At 53.1% G+C, this 18,242-nt stretch carries 15 protein-coding genes, 1 tRNA gene and 1 pseudogene; 9 read left to right on the top strand and 8 right to left on the bottom strand.

The genetic code is table 11. From position 1 onward, the window contains the following. Window positions 1–29 precede the first annotated feature (29 nt). Complete coding sequence (locus GA0061071_RS01565; RefSeq protein WP_088238100.1) at window positions 30–1,673, top strand: multidrug ABC transporter permease/ATP-binding protein; 1,644 nt, start codon at window positions 30–32, stop codon at window positions 1,671–1,673. A 145-nt stretch (window positions 1,674–1,818) separates the two neighbouring features. Further along, a complete protein-coding gene (mgtE, locus tag GA0061071_RS01560) occupies window positions 1,819–3,255 on the top strand; it encodes a magnesium transporter (RefSeq protein WP_088238099.1) in 1,437 nt (478 codons plus the stop codon). Between the two features lie 39 nt (window positions 3,256–3,294). Here mgtE and GA0061071_RS01555 read toward each other — a convergent pair. Beyond that, window positions 3,295–3,689: pseudogene (locus GA0061071_RS01555) on the bottom strand (SulP family inorganic anion transporter); the annotation flags it as partial. A gap of 357 nt (window positions 3,690–4,046) precedes the next feature. Here GA0061071_RS01555 and mqo point away from each other — a divergent pair. Next, window positions 4,047–5,702, top strand: a complete 1,656-nt coding sequence (gene mqo, locus GA0061071_RS01550) for a malate dehydrogenase (quinone) (protein WP_088238098.1) — start codon at window positions 4,047–4,049, stop codon at window positions 5,700–5,702. Between the two features lie 87 nt (window positions 5,703–5,789). On the opposite strand, the gene GA0061071_RS01545 is transcribed toward mqo, so the two are convergent. After that, entirely contained in the window at window positions 5,790–6,701 is a 912-nt protein-coding gene (locus GA0061071_RS01545) for a cation diffusion facilitator family transporter (protein ID WP_088238097.1), read from the bottom strand. Between the two features lie 171 nt (window positions 6,702–6,872). Between GA0061071_RS01545 and GA0061071_RS01540 the strand changes: the two genes are divergently transcribed. Next, entirely contained in the window at window positions 6,873–7,562 is a 690-nt protein-coding gene (locus GA0061071_RS01540) for a VIT1/CCC1 transporter family protein (protein ID WP_061493963.1), read from the top strand. Window positions 7,563–7,593: 31 nt separating this feature from the next. Continuing rightward, complete coding sequence (cybB, locus tag GA0061071_RS01535; protein WP_061493964.1) at window positions 7,594–8,130, top strand: cytochrome b561; 537 nt, start codon at window positions 7,594–7,596, stop codon at window positions 8,128–8,130. 207 nt (window positions 8,131–8,337) lie between these two features. Here the strand turns inward: cybB and GA0061071_RS01530 are convergent. The 3 genes from GA0061071_RS01530 to GA0061071_RS01520 all read right to left on the bottom strand — a co-directional run bounded on the left by GA0061071_RS01530 (window position 8,338) and on the right by GA0061071_RS01520 (window position 10,497). Further along, window positions 8,338–8,414 (bottom strand) — tRNA-Pro (locus GA0061071_RS01530). A 76-nt stretch (window positions 8,415–8,490) separates the two neighbouring features. Then, window positions 8,491–10,251: an LPS biosynthesis-modulating metalloenzyme YejM gene (yejM, locus tag GA0061071_RS01525; RefSeq protein WP_088238096.1), complete on the bottom strand. Its 1,761-nt coding sequence runs from the start codon at window positions 10,249–10,251 to the stop codon at window positions 8,491–8,493. 18 nt (window positions 10,252–10,269) lie between these two features. Beyond that, complete coding sequence (locus tag GA0061071_RS01520) at window positions 10,270–10,497, bottom strand: YejL family protein (RefSeq protein WP_061493966.1); 228 nt, start codon at window positions 10,495–10,497, stop codon at window positions 10,270–10,272. Between the two features lie 136 nt (window positions 10,498–10,633). Here GA0061071_RS01520 and yejK point away from each other — a divergent pair, with 136 nt between their 5' ends. Then, a complete protein-coding gene (yejK, locus tag GA0061071_RS01515; protein WP_061493967.1) occupies window positions 10,634–11,641 on the top strand; it encodes a nucleoid-associated protein YejK in 1,008 nt (335 codons plus the stop codon). Window positions 11,642–11,732: 91 nt separating this feature from the next. Here the strand turns inward: yejK and rplY are convergent, their stop codons facing one another. Together rplY and radD are read right to left on the bottom strand one after the other, a co-directional pair. Next, window positions 11,733–12,017 carry a 50S ribosomal protein L25 gene (rplY, locus tag GA0061071_RS01510; protein WP_061493968.1) on the bottom strand — a complete coding sequence of 95 codons (285 nt, stop codon included), beginning with the start codon at window positions 12,015–12,017 and terminating at the stop codon, window positions 11,733–11,735. Between the two features lie 125 nt (window positions 12,018–12,142). Next, the gene (gene radD / locus GA0061071_RS01505) at window positions 12,143–13,903 is read right to left on the bottom strand and encodes a DNA repair helicase RadD (protein ID WP_061499846.1); all 1,761 of its coding nucleotides are present in this window, start codon (window positions 13,901–13,903) and stop codon (window positions 12,143–12,145) included. A 149-nt stretch (window positions 13,904–14,052) separates the two neighbouring features. Here radD and rsuA point away from each other — a divergent pair, with 149 nt between their 5' ends. From rsuA to GA0061071_RS01485, 3 genes are all read left to right on the top strand, one after another. After that, entirely contained in the window at window positions 14,053–14,760 is a 708-nt protein-coding gene (rsuA, locus tag GA0061071_RS01500; RefSeq protein WP_088238095.1) for a 16S rRNA pseudouridine(516) synthase RsuA, read from the top strand. A gap of 15 nt (window positions 14,761–14,775) precedes the next feature. Beyond that, window positions 14,776–15,969, top strand: coding sequence for a Bcr/CflA family multidrug efflux MFS transporter (locus GA0061071_RS01495; RefSeq protein ID WP_061493970.1), 1,194 nt, complete (start codon window positions 14,776–14,778; stop codon window positions 15,967–15,969). A 335-nt stretch (window positions 15,970–16,304) separates the two neighbouring features. Further along, window positions 16,305–16,649, top strand: coding sequence for a YejG family protein (locus GA0061071_RS01485; protein ID WP_061493971.1), 345 nt, complete (start codon window positions 16,305–16,307; stop codon window positions 16,647–16,649). Window positions 16,650–16,652: 3 nt separating this feature from the next. On the opposite strand, the gene yejF is transcribed toward GA0061071_RS01485, so the two are convergent. Beyond that, the gene (yejF, locus tag GA0061071_RS01480; RefSeq protein ID WP_088238094.1) at window positions 16,653–18,242 is read right to left on the bottom strand and encodes a microcin C ABC transporter ATP-binding protein YejF; all 1,590 of its coding nucleotides are present in this window, start codon (window positions 18,240–18,242) and stop codon (window positions 16,653–16,655) included.

Genomic DNA, 18,242 nt, shown 5'->3' with positions numbered 1-18,242 from the left:
CTGGCTGTTTTTGTTGACCGGGTCGTTTTATGCAACTCCTTCTTCTTGTCTGGCGGCAGTATCGCTGGCCGTTTGTGGCCGTACTGGCGCTCACCCTGGTAAGCGCCGCCTTAGGCATCGGACTGATTGCCTTTATTAACCAGCGATTAATAGAAACCGTGGATATTTCATTGACGGTGCTTCCGGAATTTCTCGGTTTGCTGCTGTTGCTGATGGCGGTCACGCTAGGTTCGCAACTTGCGCTGACCACCCTCGGTCATCACTTCGTTTACCGCCTGCGCAGCGAATTTATCAAACGCATTCTCGACACGCCGGTAGAGCGGATCGAGCAGTTGGGCAGCGCAGCATTGCTGGCAGGGCTAACCAGTGATGTCCGTAATATCACCATTGCATTCGTGCGCCTGCCAGAACTGGTGCAGGGGATCATCCTGACCCTTGGCTCATGCATCTATCTCGCCATGCTCTCCGGTAAGATGCTGGTGGTTACCGCGCTGTGGATGGCGCTGACCATCTGGGGCGGTTTTGTGCTGGTCTCCCGCGTTTACAAACATATGGCGACGCTGCGTGAGACGGAAGATAAGCTCTATAACGATTTCCAGACCGTACTGGAAGGACGTAAAGAGCTGAATCTGAACCGCGAGCGTGCGGAACATATTTTTGAACAGATATATCTGCCGGATGCGCGCCAATACCGCCATCATATTATTCGCGCCGACACCTTTCACCTGAGCGCGGTGAACTGGTCGAATATCATGATGCTCGGTGCCATTGGGCTTGTCTTCTGGATGGCAAACAGTCTTGGCTGGGCCGACACTAACGTAGCGGCGACCTATTCGCTTACTCTGCTGTTTCTGCGCACGCCGTTGCTCTCCGCCGTGGGCGCATTGCCGACGCTGTTAAGCGCTCAGGTCGCCTTTAATAAACTGAAAAAGTTTGCGCTGGCACCGTACCAACCCGCGTTCCCCCGTCCGCAGTCGTTTGCTGGCTGGCAAACGCTGGAGCTGCGCAATGTCACCTTTAAATATCAGGATAATGACTTTGCGATTGGTCCGGTCAATATGATCCTTAATCGCGGCGAGCTGGTGTTTTTGATCGGCGGTAACGGGAGCGGCAAATCGACGCTGGCAATGCTGCTGACCGGGCTATATCAGCCGGCATCCGGTGAGATCCTGCTGGATGGCAAACCCGTGGCGCACGACAAACCGGAAGATTACCGCAAGCTCTTCTCCGCGGTGTTTACCGATGTCTGGCTGTTTGACGATTTGCTGGGGCCGGAGGGGAAACAGGCGGATCCGGCACTGGTGGACACATGGCTGGAACAGTTAAAAATGGCGCATAAGCTGGAGCTGAACAACGGTAAGATCCTGAATTTAAAACTGTCGAAAGGGCAGAAAAAGCGCGTCGCGCTGCTGCTGGCACTGGCGGAAGAGCGCGACATTTTGCTGCTTGATGAGTGGGCTGCGGATCAGGATCCCCATTTCCGTCGCGACTTCTACCAGGTGCTATTGCCGTTGATGCAGCAAAGGGGGAAAACCATTTTTGCGATCAGCCATGATGATCACTACTTTATTCACGCCGACCGCCTGCTGGAGATGCGCGACGGCCAGTTGAGCGAACTGGTCGGTGAAGAACGCGAAAAGGCCTCCCGAGACGCGGTTGCCCGTACCGCCTGATTATCCGCGCCCCTGCATTGCAGGGGCGTGCTGTTTTTTTGCCCGGACACTCCCGCCGTTTATTATTTTTTACAAACTCACCCGCTATGCTTAACGCTGTTCTGCTTCGGTTTGTCGGAGCTTTTTACCATTCAGGGACAGTCCAATGTCGGTGATGAAGAAAAACAGTGTCAAACTGCGCGAAGAGGAGCGTGCGCGCCTGATTTGGCTACTGACGACCCATAAAACGCTTACCGCGACGCTACTGGGCGAGATCACTCTCGTCGAGCAGTTGGATGGGGAAAGGCTCGATCAGGACCTGGCGGAAGTCCGTGCGCTGGTGTCCCATTTGCCACCGCCAGATTTGGCTGACACGCTTGAAGCGTTACCCGTGGATGAACGCCATGCATTATGGCGGCTGGTGGAGGATGGCAAACGCGGGAAAGTGTTGCTTGAAGCCTCGGAAAATGTCTGGGATGACCTGATTGATGAAATGAGCGATCGCGCACTGCTCGCCATCCTGGAAACCGTGGATATCGACGATAGGATCTGGCTGGTGCAGCACCTACCGCGGAATCTCATCGGGCGGTTAATGGCCACGCTGCCGCCGGCAGAACGCGCCCGTGTCCGCCAGGTGATGCGTTACGCTAAAAATTGTGTTGGCGCGCTCATGGAGTTCGAAGTTATCACCGTTCGTTCAGAGGTGACGCTGGCGGCGGTACAGCGCTATTTGCGCAGGCTTGGCAGGATGCCGGAAAACACCGATAAGTTGTTTGTTATCGGGCGTGATAACCGCCTGGTGGGAGAACTCGGGCTGCAAACCATTTTGCTTAATGCTGCAGGCAAGCGGGTAAGCGACGTGATGGATGCCGATCCGGTGATGTTTTCGCCAGAGGATGACGCGGAGAAGGTTGCTCGTACCTTTGAACGTGACAATCTGGTCAGTGCGGCGGTGGTAGACAGTAATGGCATGCTGATGGGGCGTCTGACGATTGATGAGATCGTCAATGTGGTATACGAAGAAACCGACAATGATATGCGCCAGATGGGCGGCCTGAGCACGGAAGAAGATGTGTTTGCGCCAGTGACCAAAGCCGTAAGAACGCGCTGGGTGTGGCTGGCGACCAATTTGTGCACGGCGTTTATCGCCTCCAGGGTTATTGACGGTTTTGAACATACGATTTCGCAACTGGTGGCGCTGGCGTCGCTGATGCCTATCGTTGCCGGGATCGGCGGTAACACCGGTAATCAGACCATTACCATGATTGTCCGGGCGCTGGCGCTACAGAACATTCAGCCGGGTAACATTACCTTTTTGATTCTGCGCGAGATGGGGGTAGCGCTGATTAACGGCCTGGTGTGGGGCGGGATCATGGGAGGGGTGACCTGGTGGTTGTATGACGATGCCGCACTCGGTGGTGTCATGACGCTGGCGATGGTGCTGAACCTGCTGATGGCCGCGCTAATGGGAGTATTAATCCCGATGATCATGACCCGGCTGGGGCGCGACCCGGCGGTCGGCTCCAGCGTGATGATCACCGCGATTACCGATACCGGTGGTTTCTTTATTTTTCTCGGGCTGGCAACACTGTTTCTGCTGTAGCTTGCGGTTTCTTCCGCCACTTCGCGGGCGTGACCGCCAGCGCGGCAACCACAGCACGATCAGTAAGATCAGGACAAACAGCGCCACAATCAGCGCAGCTCTGCGCCAGAAAAACAAAAATCAGGCTGTCCGGCGCGTTAACAAAACCGGTCATCACCGCGTGCGGAATAAAACGCATCAGGCACGTCATGCCGGTCAGCCCCAAAATGATTTGAATGACTCCCGCCAGCAATAGTGCAGGCAAAATGTATTCCACACCGTTTTGATGAAACCTCGGTCCGATAACTAATGCGACTGGTCCTGCCGCTGCCATTATCATTGCCAGCCGTCCACCGAATAACGACATGGAAAGGCACCGTACAACAGAGGCAATCAGACTCACTTTCGGGGCAACCCCAGGCTCTCACCGAAAACGAGATCGCTTCAGGACTCAGTGCTCTCTACTGCGCGGGTGAACAACTGCCGCGAGCGAAGATCATCGTTTCTCAGCAGTGCAAAATGGCTTGCTTTTTGGGTCATAAGATTGTGTAGGTGAGAGGCTTCTTCGCGCAGGAAAAGGCGTTCGGGCAGGTGGAGAAACGCAAAACTATAGCAGACTCTGGCCGTTTATGACCAGCGAAATGCGTTAAATCTAATGCAAAAAATCAACTTATTAGTAACATTTATACAATGGAAATTTAATGATTAAACATTATTTAAATCTCATTGTGTAAGTGCTACGTTAGAAGCGCTAACGACTTTACCCTCAATAAATGCGAATAAAACAGCACTAAAAGTAAGGCAATGACAACATGAAAAAAATGACTGCCAGGCTGTTTTCGATGGCTGTCGGGCTAAATGCTGTCTCGAAAGCAGCAAAAGGTTCCGCATCGAAAGAGCAGGAAACAGATGTGCTTTTAATTGGTGGTGGGATCATGAGCGCCACGCTGGGAACCTGGCTGCAAGAGCTGGAGCCCGACTGGTCGATCACCATGGTAGAGCGGCTGGATGCCCTGGCGGAAGAGAGTTCGAATGGCTGGAACAACGCCGGAACCGGGCATGCCGCATTAATGGAACTGAACTACACGCCGCAAAGTGCGGATGGCACCATCAGTATCAAAAAAGCGATTGAAATCAACGAAGCCTTTCGTATTTCTCGCCAGTTTTGGGCGCATCAGGTGAAAACCGGTGTGCTCAAGAACCCCCGCTCCTTTATTAATACCGTGCCGCACATGAGCCTTGTGTGGGGCGATGACAATGTCAACTTCCTGCGCGCACGCTATAAAGCGCTGCAGCAGAGTTCCTTGTTCCGCGGCATGCGCTATTCCGAAGATGCTGAGCAGATCAGACAGTGGGCGCCGCTGGTGATGGAAGGGCGCGACGCGAAGCAGAAAATTGCGGCCACCCGGACGGAAATTGGCACCGACGTGAACTTTGGTGAGCTGACCCGCCAGATGATTGGCGCATTGCAGAAAAAAGAGAACTTCTCACTGCAACTGGGTACGGAAGTGCGTGGTCTCAAGCGCAATGCGGATAATAGCTGGAGCGTGACACTCCATTCGCTGAAAGGCGGCGGTGAGCAGGTAATCCGGGCGAAGTTTATCTTTATTGGCGCGGGTGGTGCGGCGCTTAAGCTGCTGCAAGAATCTGGCATTCCGGAAGCGGCGGATTATGCCGGTTTCCCGGTGGGCGGCCAGTTTCTTGTTTCCGAAAACCCGGACGTGGTGAATCACCATCTGGCAAAAGTCTACGGTCAGGCTACCGTGGGCGCGCCGCCGATGTCAGTGCCGCATATTGATACGCGTATTATTGACGGTAAGCGTGTGCTGCTGTTTGGGCCGTTTGCCACCTTCTCGACGCGTTTCCTGAAAAACGGATCATTATGGGATCTGCTTCGCTCCACCAATACCTCCAACGTACTGCCAATGCTGACTGTCGGCATGACCAATTTTAGCCTGGTAAAATATCTGGTCAGTCAGGTGCTGCAAAATGAAGACGATCGTTTTGATGCACTGCGCGAATACTACCCGTTGGCGATGAAAGAAGACTGGCGTTTATGGCAGGCTGGTCAGCGTGTGCAGATCATCAAGCGTGAATCCGGCAAGGGCGGGGTGTTGCGACTGGGTACTGAAGTGGTCAGTGATAAAGAAGGTACTATCGCCGCGCTGTTAGGGGCATCGCCGGGGGCATCGACCGCTGCGCCGATTATGCTGGAGCTGATGGAGAAAGTGTTCACGGAACGGTTTGCTTCCGCAAGCTGGCAGGCAAAACTGAAAGAGATCATCCCTTCATTCGGCACTGAACTGAACGGTAATATTGACGCTGCTGACGCTGAGCTGCGTTACACCAGCGAGATTCTGGGGCTGAAATGTGACGAATCGCTGATTGCCGATGTTACACCGCCGGTGCAAAAACCGGCTCTGCATCCGCAGAGCGACAGCGAAACCGTGGCGGATATCGCGCTGTAATTACCATTCCGGACACACTAAGCCGTAACGACCCTGTTACGGCTTTTTTATTACCTCTGTGATGCTCCGCGGCCATTCTCGCGCCATTCATCCCGTAAAGGCTTCATCCGTTTTTATCGCAAACGGATCGATATGCACCATGACATTAAGAACCTCCTTTTTAGTCATGACCCTTTCGCGTGCCGCAACAGCAATGTCATGCCCATCCCTGACAGAGAGATGTTCCGGAACCTCCAGATGCACATCGACCAGGATGAGATCGCCCGCTTTGCGGGTTTTCATATCATGGAGACCCGCAACACCGGGTGTGGAGAGAAGGATCGTTTTTATTTCATGCTCTTTTTCTGCGTCAACAGAACGATCCATCAGGTCTTGCAAGGCGTCTTTGGCGAATGCATATCCCATCCGGGCTATCAGCACGCCAACCACGAAGGCCGCAACGGGATCAAACCAGGCATATCCGGCCAGTGTTCCGGTAATGCCGATCGCGACCACAACGGATGATGCTGCATCTGAGCGGGCATGCCAGGCATTGGCAATAAGCAGGGTGGACTGGATGCGTGTTGCCACGCTGAGCATGTAACGGAAGAGGATTTCCTTCGCGACCAGCGTAGCAAGAGCGACCCAAAGGGCCACGATATGAATGTCGCTAAGCGTTTCCGGATGCTGTAATTTTCCGATAGCAGACCATAGCATTCCCACTCCAACGGCTATCAACATGATCCCAAGTATCATCGACGCGCCATTTTCATACCGCCAGTGCCCGTAATGATGGTCATTGTCTGAAGGCTTACGGCTTTTTTTATTGGCAAACAACACAACAGCATCGGCAATCAAATCAGAAAACGAATGAATACCATCAGCAACAAGCCCCTGAGAAGCTGAAAATAAACCGGTAATAATCTGAATACATGAAAGTATTAAATTAACCACGACACTGACGACGGTACTTCTTTGCGCCATTATTGATCGGTTATGATACCCATTATCATTTCGCATATTAATATTCCATTTATGAGGAAAAGCTCAATGCGCGGATTATATTTGTATAATCTTAATGTAGCGTTAAGCATAAAAAAATAAATTGCTTACTCTGTCGGGCCAGATAATTTTTCATATATCAATAATACTGAATGAAATGGGGATATTGATAAACAGGAAAACACTACTATGCACCGGGAACTCCACAGTATTGGAAGGGTAGGATGGCTCAGAGCCGCTGTGCTCGGAGCAAACGACGGCATTGTCTCAACCGCCAGCCTTGTGTTGGGTGTTGCTTCGGCGCAGACATCCTCCTCTGGCGTGCTACTGGCTGGCGTCGCCGGATTAGTCGCAGGGGCCATGTCGATGGCAACCGGCGAATATGTTTCTGTCTCCTCGCAGGCGGATACGGAAAACGCCGCGTTGGCACAGGAAAAAGAAGAGCTCGCTGTGAATTATGAAGGCGAAGTACAGGAGCTTATGTCGCTGTACGTGAAACGGGGTCTGGAGCCGTCACTTGCTCATCAGGTTGCAGAGCAGTTAATGGCGCACGATGCGCTGGATGCCCATGCCAGAGAAGAGCTGGGGCTAACGGGCACGAATAGTGCACGCCCGCTTCAGGCGGCGCTTTTTTCCGCTGTCAGTTTTTCTGCCGGGGCTGTATTACCTGTCATGGTGGCCTGGTTAACACCCGCAGGGTTTGTTCTGCCGTTTGTGATTCTCTCCACGTTGTTTTCTCTGGCGGTGCTGGGATACATCTCGTCCATTGCAGGGAAGGCACCTGCGGCAATGGCAATCATCAGAACGACATTCTGGAGCGCACTGGCGATGGCGCTTTCGATGGGAGCTGGTTCGCTTGTCGGCCATGCGCTGGCATAGCGTTCTATTTATTTCACAGGAATGATTAAAAATGAAAAAATACGCAGGAAGTCAGATGTTCATGCACTGGCTGGTTTTATTGCTTATTATCGTAACGTACGCGGCTATGGAATTTAAGGGGATTTTCCCCAAAGATTCTGTCGGCCGCTATTGGATGGGAATAACACATTACACATGTGGAGTTACAGTATTTATCCTGATGCTAATCAGACTGGTATTGAGAGTAATAAATACTGAGCCACCAGTGGTTCCGCCACTGCCGTTATGGCAGAAGCGGAGCGCCTCTTTTGTCCACATACTATTATATGTAATTTTTATTGCTCTGCCGTTACTCGGTGTGGCATCACTCTTTTTTGGCCAGAAAGAATGGGCCTTCTTTTTTATAACCATGCCGGTGTCTGCTGTTAAAAATAGTTTATTACAGCATAGCCTGAAGGAAGTACATGAGGCGCTGGCTAATGCGGGATACTTTATTATTGGGTTGCATGCTGCTGCGGCATTACTGCACCACTATGTATTACGCGATAACACGCTGCTCAGAATGCTTCCCGGAAAGCGTGCCAATTAATCGGTGTGATGACGGTTTTTTCCACGGGCAGGCGTGTTTTTCGCATGACGTCCGTGGGTGAGTGCGATACAGGAGCACCGCGGGCAGGTGTTTCGCAAAGCAGGCCGCCATCTGACAGCGTTCCTTCATTTTACCTTTGTTTTACCTTTTCCAAATCGCACGCATAAAAAAAACCAGCCCCAAGGGGCTGGTTTTTCTGGGGAATTTTGGTCGGCACGAGAGGATTTGAACCTCCGACCCCTGACACCCCATGACAGTGCGCTACCAGGCTGCGCTACGTGCCGACATGTGGCGCTAATAGTACCCTTTTCATCGCTGAATGCAAGTGAAGGGCAGGCTGAGTGATTCATAATTAATCAATCAGTTAGCGATAAAACGTTTTTCATCCGTCAGAACCTGCAGCAGTAAACTGAGTTGTGGTTTCTGTTCGCGGATTTTCTCGCCTTGTGCATTCCAGGTGCGGTAATTCCCGTTCTGACCGAGCACCAGCGTTATCTCTGGCGTGGTAATCGCCAACGTATCGCCATTCGCCGCCGTGACCCAATTATGACGTCTCGTGGCGTTAAACAGATCTTGTCCCTGTGAGTACTCGTTTGCAGGCGTGCTGACATGCAGCAGGCGCTGCATCAGCGTGGTCATAATATCTTTATGATCCGTCAGCTTGCTGATGCGTTGAGCAGGCGTTCCCGGCCAGTGCACAACCAGCGGAACATGCAGTCTGCTGCGCGACCAGTCGAAATTAGCGTCATCTTTGCTTTCTGGTATACCGTGACCGGCAGTGATAATCACCACGGTGTCATCCAGCTTGCCGGATTCACGCAGCGCATCCAGCACGCGGGCAATTTGCGTATCGATGTCTGATGCGGTGCGGCTGTATTTACGGGCAAAGCCCTGCTGATTGCTGTCCAGCGCGGCGGTGCCATTCAGCGATACCCAGGAGAACCAGCGGTTATCATCCTGCGCGTAGTGCCCCAGCCAGTTAATCCACTGATCGGCGGTTTGCTCATCACTTTGCGGTTTTGCCGCCGGCAGGGAGAAATCAGACAACAGCGCCTGACGATAGAGCGGGCTGCTAAAGCCATCAGACGAGAACAGACCCAACTGATAACCTTGCTGGTTGAAAGCGGTAATCAGCGCGGCCGGAATACGCGCCGACAGCACACCATCCATATAACTTGCCGAGATGCCGTAGAACAGGCCGAAATAGCCACTGTCTGCGGTATTGCCTGAACTCATATGCTGCGTAAATGCCACATTCTGCTGCGCGAAACTGGCCAGTTGCGGCATCTGTTTCTCATACCGCGAATAGTTGAGGCCATCGACGGTAATCAGCAAGACGTTGTGTCCTGCGCCCATATCCTGATAGCGCAGATCGCTCAATGGATATTGAACAGAAACCGCTTCCGGATTCCCCTGTTCCACCAGGCGACGTTGATAATCCTGCGCATCCAGCAGCCCGTGTTTTTCCAGAAAACGACGCGCGGTCATAGGATAAGAGAGTGGCAGGTTGGCACGCTGCATGGTGATAGGGCGATAAAAATTAGCGTCTGCCCAGATGTACATCACATGGGTGGCGATAAAGGCGACGAAGAAGAAAGCAGCGACGGGTTTGGCATAATGGCGACGCCGGGTAAGGCTGCGCAGTTTTTGCCAGCTCCAGGTCGCAAATAGCATCTCAATGAGCAGGATCACTGGCACGCTAATAAACATCAGCTGCCAGTCCCGCGCCATCTCATTTTGATCCGGGTTAATCACCAGTTCCCAGACGACGGGGTTAAGGTGCAGGTGGAAACGGGTAAAAACTTCGCTATCGATAAGCAATAGCGTCATACCCGCTGTCGCGAGGATCGCAGACAGCACCCGCATAAGCCGCTGCGACATCACAATAAATGTCAGCGGAAAGAGGATCAGCAAGTAGGCGGCGAACACCAGAAAGCTGAAATGACCGGCAATGCTCAGGTACGAATAGAGGCGACCGGAGAGCGTGGTGGGCCAGTCGGCGACGAACAGATAGCGGCTACCCAGTACAATGGACAACAGAATGTTGAACAAAGCAAACCAGTGTCCCCAGCTAACCATCTGGGAGACTTTTTCAAAGTAGCGCTGACGATTCGTCACCATAAACTGTCGATATTTCCCTTAATGCGCTTTGTCGTCGCCAATTGACGATTGTAACGCCTGAGCGAACGACTTTGCGATAGCCTGGCGCTGCGCAGGGGCGACGCTGGTATTGATCAGGTTTGTCACCATATTGCCCAGGACCATCAGTGACAGATCGGTCGGCGTTTTGTGTTTTTCCAGCACGCTGGCAAGCTCACTGAGCAGTTGTTCAACGTGTTCATCGCTGTAACGGGAGATTTGTGGCATAAATCGACATCAGTTTGTGTGTTCATGAAAGGGCAACATATTACCGTAGCAACAGCTTTTTTTCTGCTTTTTTATCTGCTGTTGCACAGTCGCGTTGGTGGTGGTTGAATACCGCGGTCTAAAAGGAGAGTTTATCATGAGTCTGGACATCAACCAGATTGCCCTGCATCAGCTTATCAAACGCGATGAGCAAACCCTCGAGCTGGTGCTGCGCGATTCTTTGCTGGAACCTACCGCGCCTGTTGAAGAGATGGTCGAAGAACTGCACCGGGTGTATAGCGCAAAAAATAAAGCTTACGGCCTGTTTAACGAAGAGAGTGAGCTGGCGCAGGCACTCCGTTTGCAACGCCAGGGCGAAGAAGAATTTCTCGCCTTCAGCCGTGCGGCGACCGGGCGCTTACGTGATGAACTGGCGAAATATCCGTTTGCTGATGGCGGTATTGTCCTGTTTTGCCACTACCGTTACCTGGCGGTGGAATACCTGCTGGTGGCGGTGCTGAACAACTTAAGCAGTATGCGTGTTAACGAGAATCTGGATATTAGCTCTACGCACTATCTGGATATTAATCATGCGGATATTGTGGCCCGTATCGATTTAACCGAGTGGGAAACGAACCCGGAGTCAACCCGTTACTTAACCTTCCTGAAAGGGCGGGTAGGGCGCAAAGTTGCCGATTTCTTTATGGATTTTCTTGGCGCCAGCGAAGGGTTGAATGCCAAAGCGCAAAACCGCGGCTTGTTGCAGGCGGTGGATGACTTTACCGCGCAGGCGGAATTGGATAAATCAGAGCGTCAGACCGTGCGCCAGCAGGTCTATACCTATTGCAACGAACAGTTGCAGGCGGGTGAGGAGATTGAACTGGCCTCGCTTTCAAAAGAGCTGGCTGGCGTAAGCGAAGTGAGTTTCGAAGAGTTTACCGCCGGTCAGGGCTATGAGCTGGAAGAGAGTTTCCCGGCGGATCGCAGCACGTTGCGTCAGCTTACCAAGTACGCGGGTAGCGGCGGTGGTCTCACCATCAATTTCGATGCATTGCTGCTCGGCGAGCGTATTTTCTGGGATCCAGCGACCGATACGCTGACCATCAAAGGAACGCCGCCAAATCTGCGCGACCAGTTGCAGCGGCGTTTTAACGGCGGAAAATAGCCCGTGAATCCTGCCCGGATGGGCGGGTTTCTGTGAGGCACAGATATAAAAAAACCCCGCCGTGGCGGGGTTTCTTCAACTTTGTCGGCGATTAAGCGCGAACGAAGTCGATGTGAGTCAGTTTCGGTTTGTAAGCGTGACGCTGTACAGCCTGAACTTTCACTTTTACTTCTTTGCCATCAACAACGATGGTCACAACTTCGCTATAGAACTCAGCTTTCGCTTGCAGGTTCCACAGTTTGTCATGATCCAGTTCGATAGCGATCGGAGCTTCAGTTCCACCGTAAACGATAGCCGGGAACTTGTTAGCTGCGCGCAGGCGGCGGCTCGCACCCTTACCCTGCTCTTTACGTACGTCTGCGTTAATAGTAAACATTTAAATCTCTCTTAAATAGATCCTGTTACAGGCGACCCAGCAACAGGCAGATGATCGGCTTTCGCGGATGCAAAAGCGGGCGGTATTCTATCCCCGAATACCCGATACATCAATCAAAAGCGCGTTTATCCGCGTAATTCATGCGCCCGACGAAAGCGACCTTCATAATCGAAGACTTTTTCCCGCACTTGCCAGAACTGCCCCTTGAGGCGCGCTACCACAAAATCAGGGTGTCGTAGCCGTGCCTGTTGCGCGATGATATCCGTGGCGACAATCCAGCGCAGGGGCACGCCAGGCGTGCGGGTATGCGGGCGAATGAACAGTTGTTCGAAAGCGGTGCGCTGAGCGGCGGTTTGCAGACGGAAGCGCTCACTGACATCCGCGCCGTCTTCGTCGTAGTAGGTGATTTTCAACCATTCGCCTTTCGCATCCGCCCCTTGTTGTAATGTCATACCACTACAGCGCAGTACCAGCGCATCTTTGAGCTTCAGCGCCGCTTTCAGCATATCGTCGGGGTCAACCAGCACGCAGTCGCAACTTCGGCAGCGGCGGGCGGCAATGTCATTTTCCGCATTGCATTGCGGGCAGTTTTTAAAGCGAAAGCGATAATCACACTGCTCCCGATGGCCTTCATCATCTTCCAGCCAGCCCTGGCAACGGCGGCCAAAATGTTCGATCAGCGTGCCATCGGCAGTGGTTTTCCCCCAGAAGGTGTTGGCAAAACCGCAACCGGGGCAGAACACCTGCACCGGAACATTGTCACTTTTGCCTTTTGGTGCACCAATTTCCGGTGCGTAGAGATCGTGAGGGTTGCCCGCGTAATCCAGGATCAGGCAGTCGGTTTTTCCGGGCGCCAGCCGCAGACCACGTCCGACGATTTGCTGATACAGGCTGACAGACTCCGTCGGACGTAAAATAGCAATCAGGTCGACATGCGGCGCATCAAAGCCGGTGGTCAACACGGACACGTTCACCAGATAACGAAACTGTTGTTGTTTAAATGCCGCGATCAACGCATCGCGTTCCGGGCCAGCTGTATCACCGGTGATAAGCGCGGCGTCATCGGCGGGCAGCAGGCCGGTAATCTCTTTGGCATGTTCAACGGTGGCGGCAAAGATCATCACCCCTTTGCGCGTCTGCGCAAACTCAACGATTTGGCTGACAATATGCGGTGTAATGCGTTGCTGTTTTTTCAGCTCGCGGTTCAGATCAGCTTCACTGAACAGACCGTTGCTCTGTGCCTGCAGGCGGCTGAAATCATACTGCACCACAGGCATATCCAGCCGCTCCGGCGGGGTAAGATAGCCATGTTTAATCATATAGCGCAGCGGAAGCTCATAAATGCAGTCGCGGAACAACGCCTTTTCGTCACCGCGCACCATCCCATGATAATGAAAACGGTAAATCCAGCCTTTGCCGAGACGGAAGGGGGTTGCCGTCAAACCGAGCAGACGTAAGTGGGGGTTGACCTCACGCAGATGCGCCAGGATTTGCTGATACTGGCTGTCGTCATCATCACTGATACGGTGGCACTCATCTACCACCAACAGTGAAAACTCGCCCTGAAACTGCGACAGGTTACGTGCCACGGATTGCACGCTGCCAAACACCACTTTGCCGTTGCTCTGTTTACGCTTTAACCCGGCAGCGAAGATATCCGCTTCCAGCCCAAGCGCAACATACTTGGCGTGGTTTTGTGCTACCAGCTCTTTGACATGCGCCAGCACCAGCACGCGACCGCGTGCCAGACGTGCCAGTTCGGCTATCACCAGGCTTTTCCCGGCACCGGTCGGCAGTACAATAACCGCAGGTTCTGCATGTTGACGAAAATGGGCGAGGGTGGCGTCCACCGCTTCGCGTTGGTAAGGGCGCAGCGTAAAAGTCATTGTCTCGATAAGGTTGCAGATAGACGGCGCATAGTATGCCACGAATCTTTCCCTTGAGCGGTGTATGATGGCCGCTATACTACTCACGTTTATAACGTCTTTTTTGGGCGTCATGCCCGCATCCAGCACCATACAGGCTAAAAAACTTCATGCGACTTGATAAGTTTATCGCTCAGCAACTTGGCGTCAGCCGCGCCATTGCCGGGCGTGAAATCCGTGCTCATCGTGTTACCGTCGATGGCGAGATTGTGAGAGATACCGCGTTTAAACTGCAACCCGAGCACGATGTTGAGTACGACGGCAACACCCTCGTTCAGCAAACTGGCCCGCGTTACTTTATGCTCCACAAACCGGAAGGCTACGTCTGCTCAACGGATGACCCGGATCATCCGACGATCCTCTATTTTCTCGATGAGCCGGTCGCTCATAAGCTTCATGCCGCAGGACGTCTGGATATTGACACCACCGGTCTGGTGCTGATGACCGATGACGGTCAATGGTCGCACCGCATCACTTCGCCACGTCACCATTGTGAAAAAACCTACCTGGTTACCCTTGAATCACCGGTGAGTGACGACACGGCGGAACAATTTGCCCGCGGCGTACAGTTGCATAATGAAAAAGAACTCACCAAACCTGCGGTACTGGAAGTGGTGACGCCGACCCAGGTTCGTCTGACCATCAGCGAAGGCCGCTACCATCAGGTTAAACGCATGTTTGCCGCCGTGGGCAATCATGTCGTGGGGCTGCATCGCGAGCGTATTGGCGCGATTGCGTTGGATGCGGATCTGGATCCAGGCGAGTACCGTCCACTGACGGAAGACGAAATTGCCAGTGTAGGCATGCCCTCACGCTAATATCAGGAGACTGACGTGACCTCAAGGCCACACTCTTCGTTACGCATTGTGTTTATTCTCGGCCTGCTGGCGATGTTAATGCCACTGTCCATCGATATGTACCTGCCTGCGCTGCCTGTGATTGCTGAGCAGTTCGGCGTACCGGCCGGCAGTGCGCAAATGACGTTGAGCACCTATATCCTGGGGTTTGCGGTAGGTCAGTTGCTCTATGGGCCGATGGCTGACAGCATCGGCCGTAAGCCGGTTATTCTCGGCGGAACACTGATTTTTGCGGCAGCGGCAGTGGCCTGTGCGTTGGCGCAAAGTATTGACCAGTTAATCACCATGCGTTTTTTCCACGGTCTTGCCGCCGCTGCGGCAAGCGTGGTGATTAATGCTCTGATGCGCGATATCTATCCGCGGGAGGAGTTCTCCCGCATGATGTCATTTGTCATGCTGGTCACCACCATCGCTCCGTTACTGGCGCCTATGGTGGGGGGCGCGGTGTTGATTTGGTTCGGCTGGCATGTGATTTTCTGGATCCTCGCCATTGCCGCCTTGCTGGCTTCGGCGATGATTGCCTTTTTTATTCGCGAAACGCTACCGGTAGAAAAGCGGCAAAAGTTCCATTTGCGCACGACGATCGGTAATTTCGCTTCGCTGTTTCGCCATAAACGTGTGTTGAGCTATATGCTGGCAAGCGGTTTCAGCTTTGCCGGAATGTTCTCGTTTCTGAGCGCCGGGCCGTTCGTCTATATACAGCTCAACCACGTTTCGCCGCAGAATTTCGGTTACTACTTCGCGCTGAATATTGTCTTTCTGTTTATGACGACCATTATTAATGGCCGTATTGTCCGCCGCGTTGGAGCACTAAACATGTTTCGCAGTGGGTTGTGGGTGCAGTTTGCTATGGCGCTGTGGATGGTCGTGACGGCGCTACTGGATATCGGGTTCTGGTCGCTGGTGCTGGGTGTGGCGGTATTTGTGGGGTGCGTAGCGTTGGTCGCCTCTAACGCCATGGCTGTCATTCTTGATGAGTTTCCACATATGGCGGGTACGGCGTCTTCCCTGGCCGGGACCTTTCGTTTTGGCATTGGCGCGGTTGTGGGCGCACTGCTGTCGATGGCGACCTTTAACTCTGCCTGGCCGATGATCTGGTCCATCACGTTTTGCGCGACCAGTTCCATTCTCTTCTATCTCTACGCCAGTCGCGGTAAAAAACCGGCATAACCCCTCCCCACAGGGAGCAAAAAAGCTCCCTTGTTTGATGCATATCAACTCAGATTGACATACCTTCAGACATGTTTGTTTATTTTATGTAAAATCCATTTGTGTAAAAAGTCACACTATTGTAGTGAAAAAGGTTGAGTTAGATCGCAGAAACGGGTACATATAGCCCGAAACCCGGCCCGCCGCTTAGCCATTAAAACCCTGATAAATGAGCGGTCAGCCCTCACACTGCGCAGGATTGAACCTTTTCTGCGAGGTTGACAGGACGATTTGTCAATAGTGTGTTAATATAAATGTGAAATATTTGTGAAGTAAAAGTGCTTCGGGGAAAGAAAGTGAATACATTCCAGCTCTCCATCATCCACCGCCTCCCCCAGTGCTATCGCTGGCTGGAGGGTTTTGCAGGCGCAAAAGTTGAACCGATTCCGCAAAACGGTCAGTCTGCGGATGACAGTCTTGTCGCATTGAAACTGCTGAGTCCGGATGGCGACAATGCCTGGCCGGTAATGCACAAACTCAGCCAGGCATTGAGCGATATCGAAGTGGATTGCTCGGTACTGGAATGCGAAGGGGAACCGTGCCTGTTCGTTAATCGCCAGGATGAGTTTGCCGCGACCTGTCGCCTGAAAAATTTCGGCGTTGCCATCGCGGAACCTTTCTCCGGGCAGAACCCTTTCTGAACGTTAGCTTAATGCGAGAAGCTGGCGTGTATAGGCCTGCTGAGGCTCGCTAAAGACACGCCGACACTCTCCCTGTTCAATCACTTCCCCTTGTTTTAGCACAATGACCTGGTGACATAATGCGCGCACCACGTGCAGATCGTGACTGATAAAAATATACGCCAGCCGGTGCGTCTCCTGTAGTGATTTCAGCAGTGTGAGGATTTGCGCCTGCACGGTACGATCCAGCGATGATGTGGGTTCATCCAGAATGATCAGTTCTGGTTTGAGGATCAGGGCGCGGGCAATGGCAATGCGCTGGCGCTGACCTCCCGAGAACTCGCCGGGAAAACGACGCCGGGTTTCCGGATCCAGCCCCACTTCCTGCATTACCTCAATCACCCGTTGCTCACGGGCGCTACGCGTCAGCTCGGGCTGATGAACGCGCAAACCCTCTTCGATAATTTGCTGTACATTCAACCGCGGGTTGAGTGCGGAGTTGGGATCCTGAAACACCACTTGTATCCGGTGCCGTACCGGTAGCATCTGCTTGCGGTTCCACTGGTGTAGCGGTTTACCGTCAAACAGGATTGCACCCTGTGAGGCGACCAGGCGCAGCAAGGCAAGGCCAGTGGTGCTTTTGCCCGAACCTGACTCGCCAACCAGTCCCAACGTTTCGCCGGGACGCAAGGTAAAGCTGATATTCTTCACCACCGGATTGTGGTTGACCACGCGACGCAGGATCCCTTTACGCACCGGGAAGCTCACGGCAAGGTTTTCCACCTGCAGCAACGGCTGTACATCCTGAGGCAGGGTAACAGGCTCCCCACCGGGTTCGCTATTAATCAGTTTTTGCGTATACGGGTGCGCCGGTGCGTTAAACAACGCCCGGGCACTATTGTGTTCGACACATTTCCCGTTTTGCATCACTGCAACGTTATCCGCCAGCTTGCGCACGATACTGAGGTCGTGAGTAATAAACAGCAAACCCATATTCAGCTCATCGCGCAGTTCACGCAGCAGCGTCAGGATCTGTGCCTGTACGCTCACATCCAGCGCTGTGGTGGGTTCATCGGCAATCAACAGTTCCGGGCGTGTTAACACGGCCATGGCGATCATTACGCGCTGGCGTTCACCACCGGAAAGCTGGTGGGGAAAATCGCCCAGCCGTGCACGAGCATTGCGGATCCCGACGCGCTCAAGGCAATCAAGAATTTCAGCGCGCGCGGCTTCCCGGCGCATACCGCGATGTAGCGACAGCACTTCATAAAGCTGTTTTTCCAGCGTATGCAGCGGATTGAGGGAAACCATCGGCTCCTGGAAAATCATGGCGATTTTATTGCCGCGTACGCCACGCAGTGTGCTTTCACTGGCATGCAGCAACGATTCGCCATGGAACAGAATATCGCCGGCAGGGTATTCCACAGGAGGAGAAGGCAGCAAACGCAGGATCGATAATGCACTGACGCTTTTACCGGAGCCGGATTCGCCGACCAGCGCCAGCGTTTCGCCCGCGTCGATGCGCAGCGATAAATCGTTCACTACTGTCCGCAGTGTATTCTGCTGGCGAAAAGCAACGGTCAGGGAATCAACAGTCAGCAGGGGAGACGTCAT

The organism is Kosakonia oryzendophytica (assembly GCF_900094925.1).
Classification (GTDB): domain Bacteria; phylum Pseudomonadota; class Gammaproteobacteria; order Enterobacterales; family Enterobacteriaceae; genus Kosakonia; species Kosakonia oryzendophytica.
This window is presented reverse-complemented; position numbering and strand designations above follow the sequence as displayed.

Bases quoted from the DNA above. Each gene is read 5' to 3' on its own strand.
- GA0061071_RS01565 (WP_088238100.1), top strand. From the start codon at position 30: ATGCAACTCCTTCTTCTTGTCTGGCGGCAGTATCGCTGGCCGTTTGTG.
- mgtE (WP_088238099.1), top strand. From the start codon at position 1,819: ATGTCGGTGATGAAGAAAAACAGTGTCAAACTGCGCGAAGAGGAGCGT.
- mqo (WP_088238098.1), top strand. From the start codon at position 4,047: ATGAAAAAAATGACTGCCAGGCTGTTTTCGATGGCTGTCGGGCTAAAT.
- GA0061071_RS01545 (WP_088238097.1), bottom strand. From the start codon at position 6,701: ATGCGAAATGATAATGGGTATCATAACCGATCAATAATGGCGCAAAGA.
- GA0061071_RS01540 (WP_061493963.1), top strand. From the start codon at position 6,873: ATGCACCGGGAACTCCACAGTATTGGAAGGGTAGGATGGCTCAGAGCC.
- cybB (WP_061493964.1), top strand. From the start codon at position 7,594: ATGAAAAAATACGCAGGAAGTCAGATGTTCATGCACTGGCTGGTTTTA.
- yejM (WP_088238096.1), bottom strand. From the start codon at position 10,251: ATGGTGACGAATCGTCAGCGCTACTTTGAAAAAGTCTCCCAGATGGTT.
- GA0061071_RS01520 (WP_061493966.1), bottom strand. From the start codon at position 10,497: ATGCCACAAATCTCCCGTTACAGCGATGAACACGTTGAACAACTGCTC.
- yejK (WP_061493967.1), top strand. From the start codon at position 10,634: ATGAGTCTGGACATCAACCAGATTGCCCTGCATCAGCTTATCAAACGC.
- rplY (WP_061493968.1), bottom strand. From the start codon at position 12,017: ATGTTTACTATTAACGCAGACGTACGTAAAGAGCAGGGTAAGGGTGCG.
- radD (WP_061499846.1), bottom strand. From the start codon at position 13,903: ATGACTTTTACGCTGCGCCCTTACCAACGCGAAGCGGTGGACGCCACC.
- rsuA (WP_088238095.1), top strand. From the start codon at position 14,053: ATGCGACTTGATAAGTTTATCGCTCAGCAACTTGGCGTCAGCCGCGCC.
- yejF (WP_088238094.1), bottom strand. From the start codon at position 18,242: ATGACGTCTCCCCTGCTGACTGTTGATTCCCTGACCGTTGCTTTTCGC.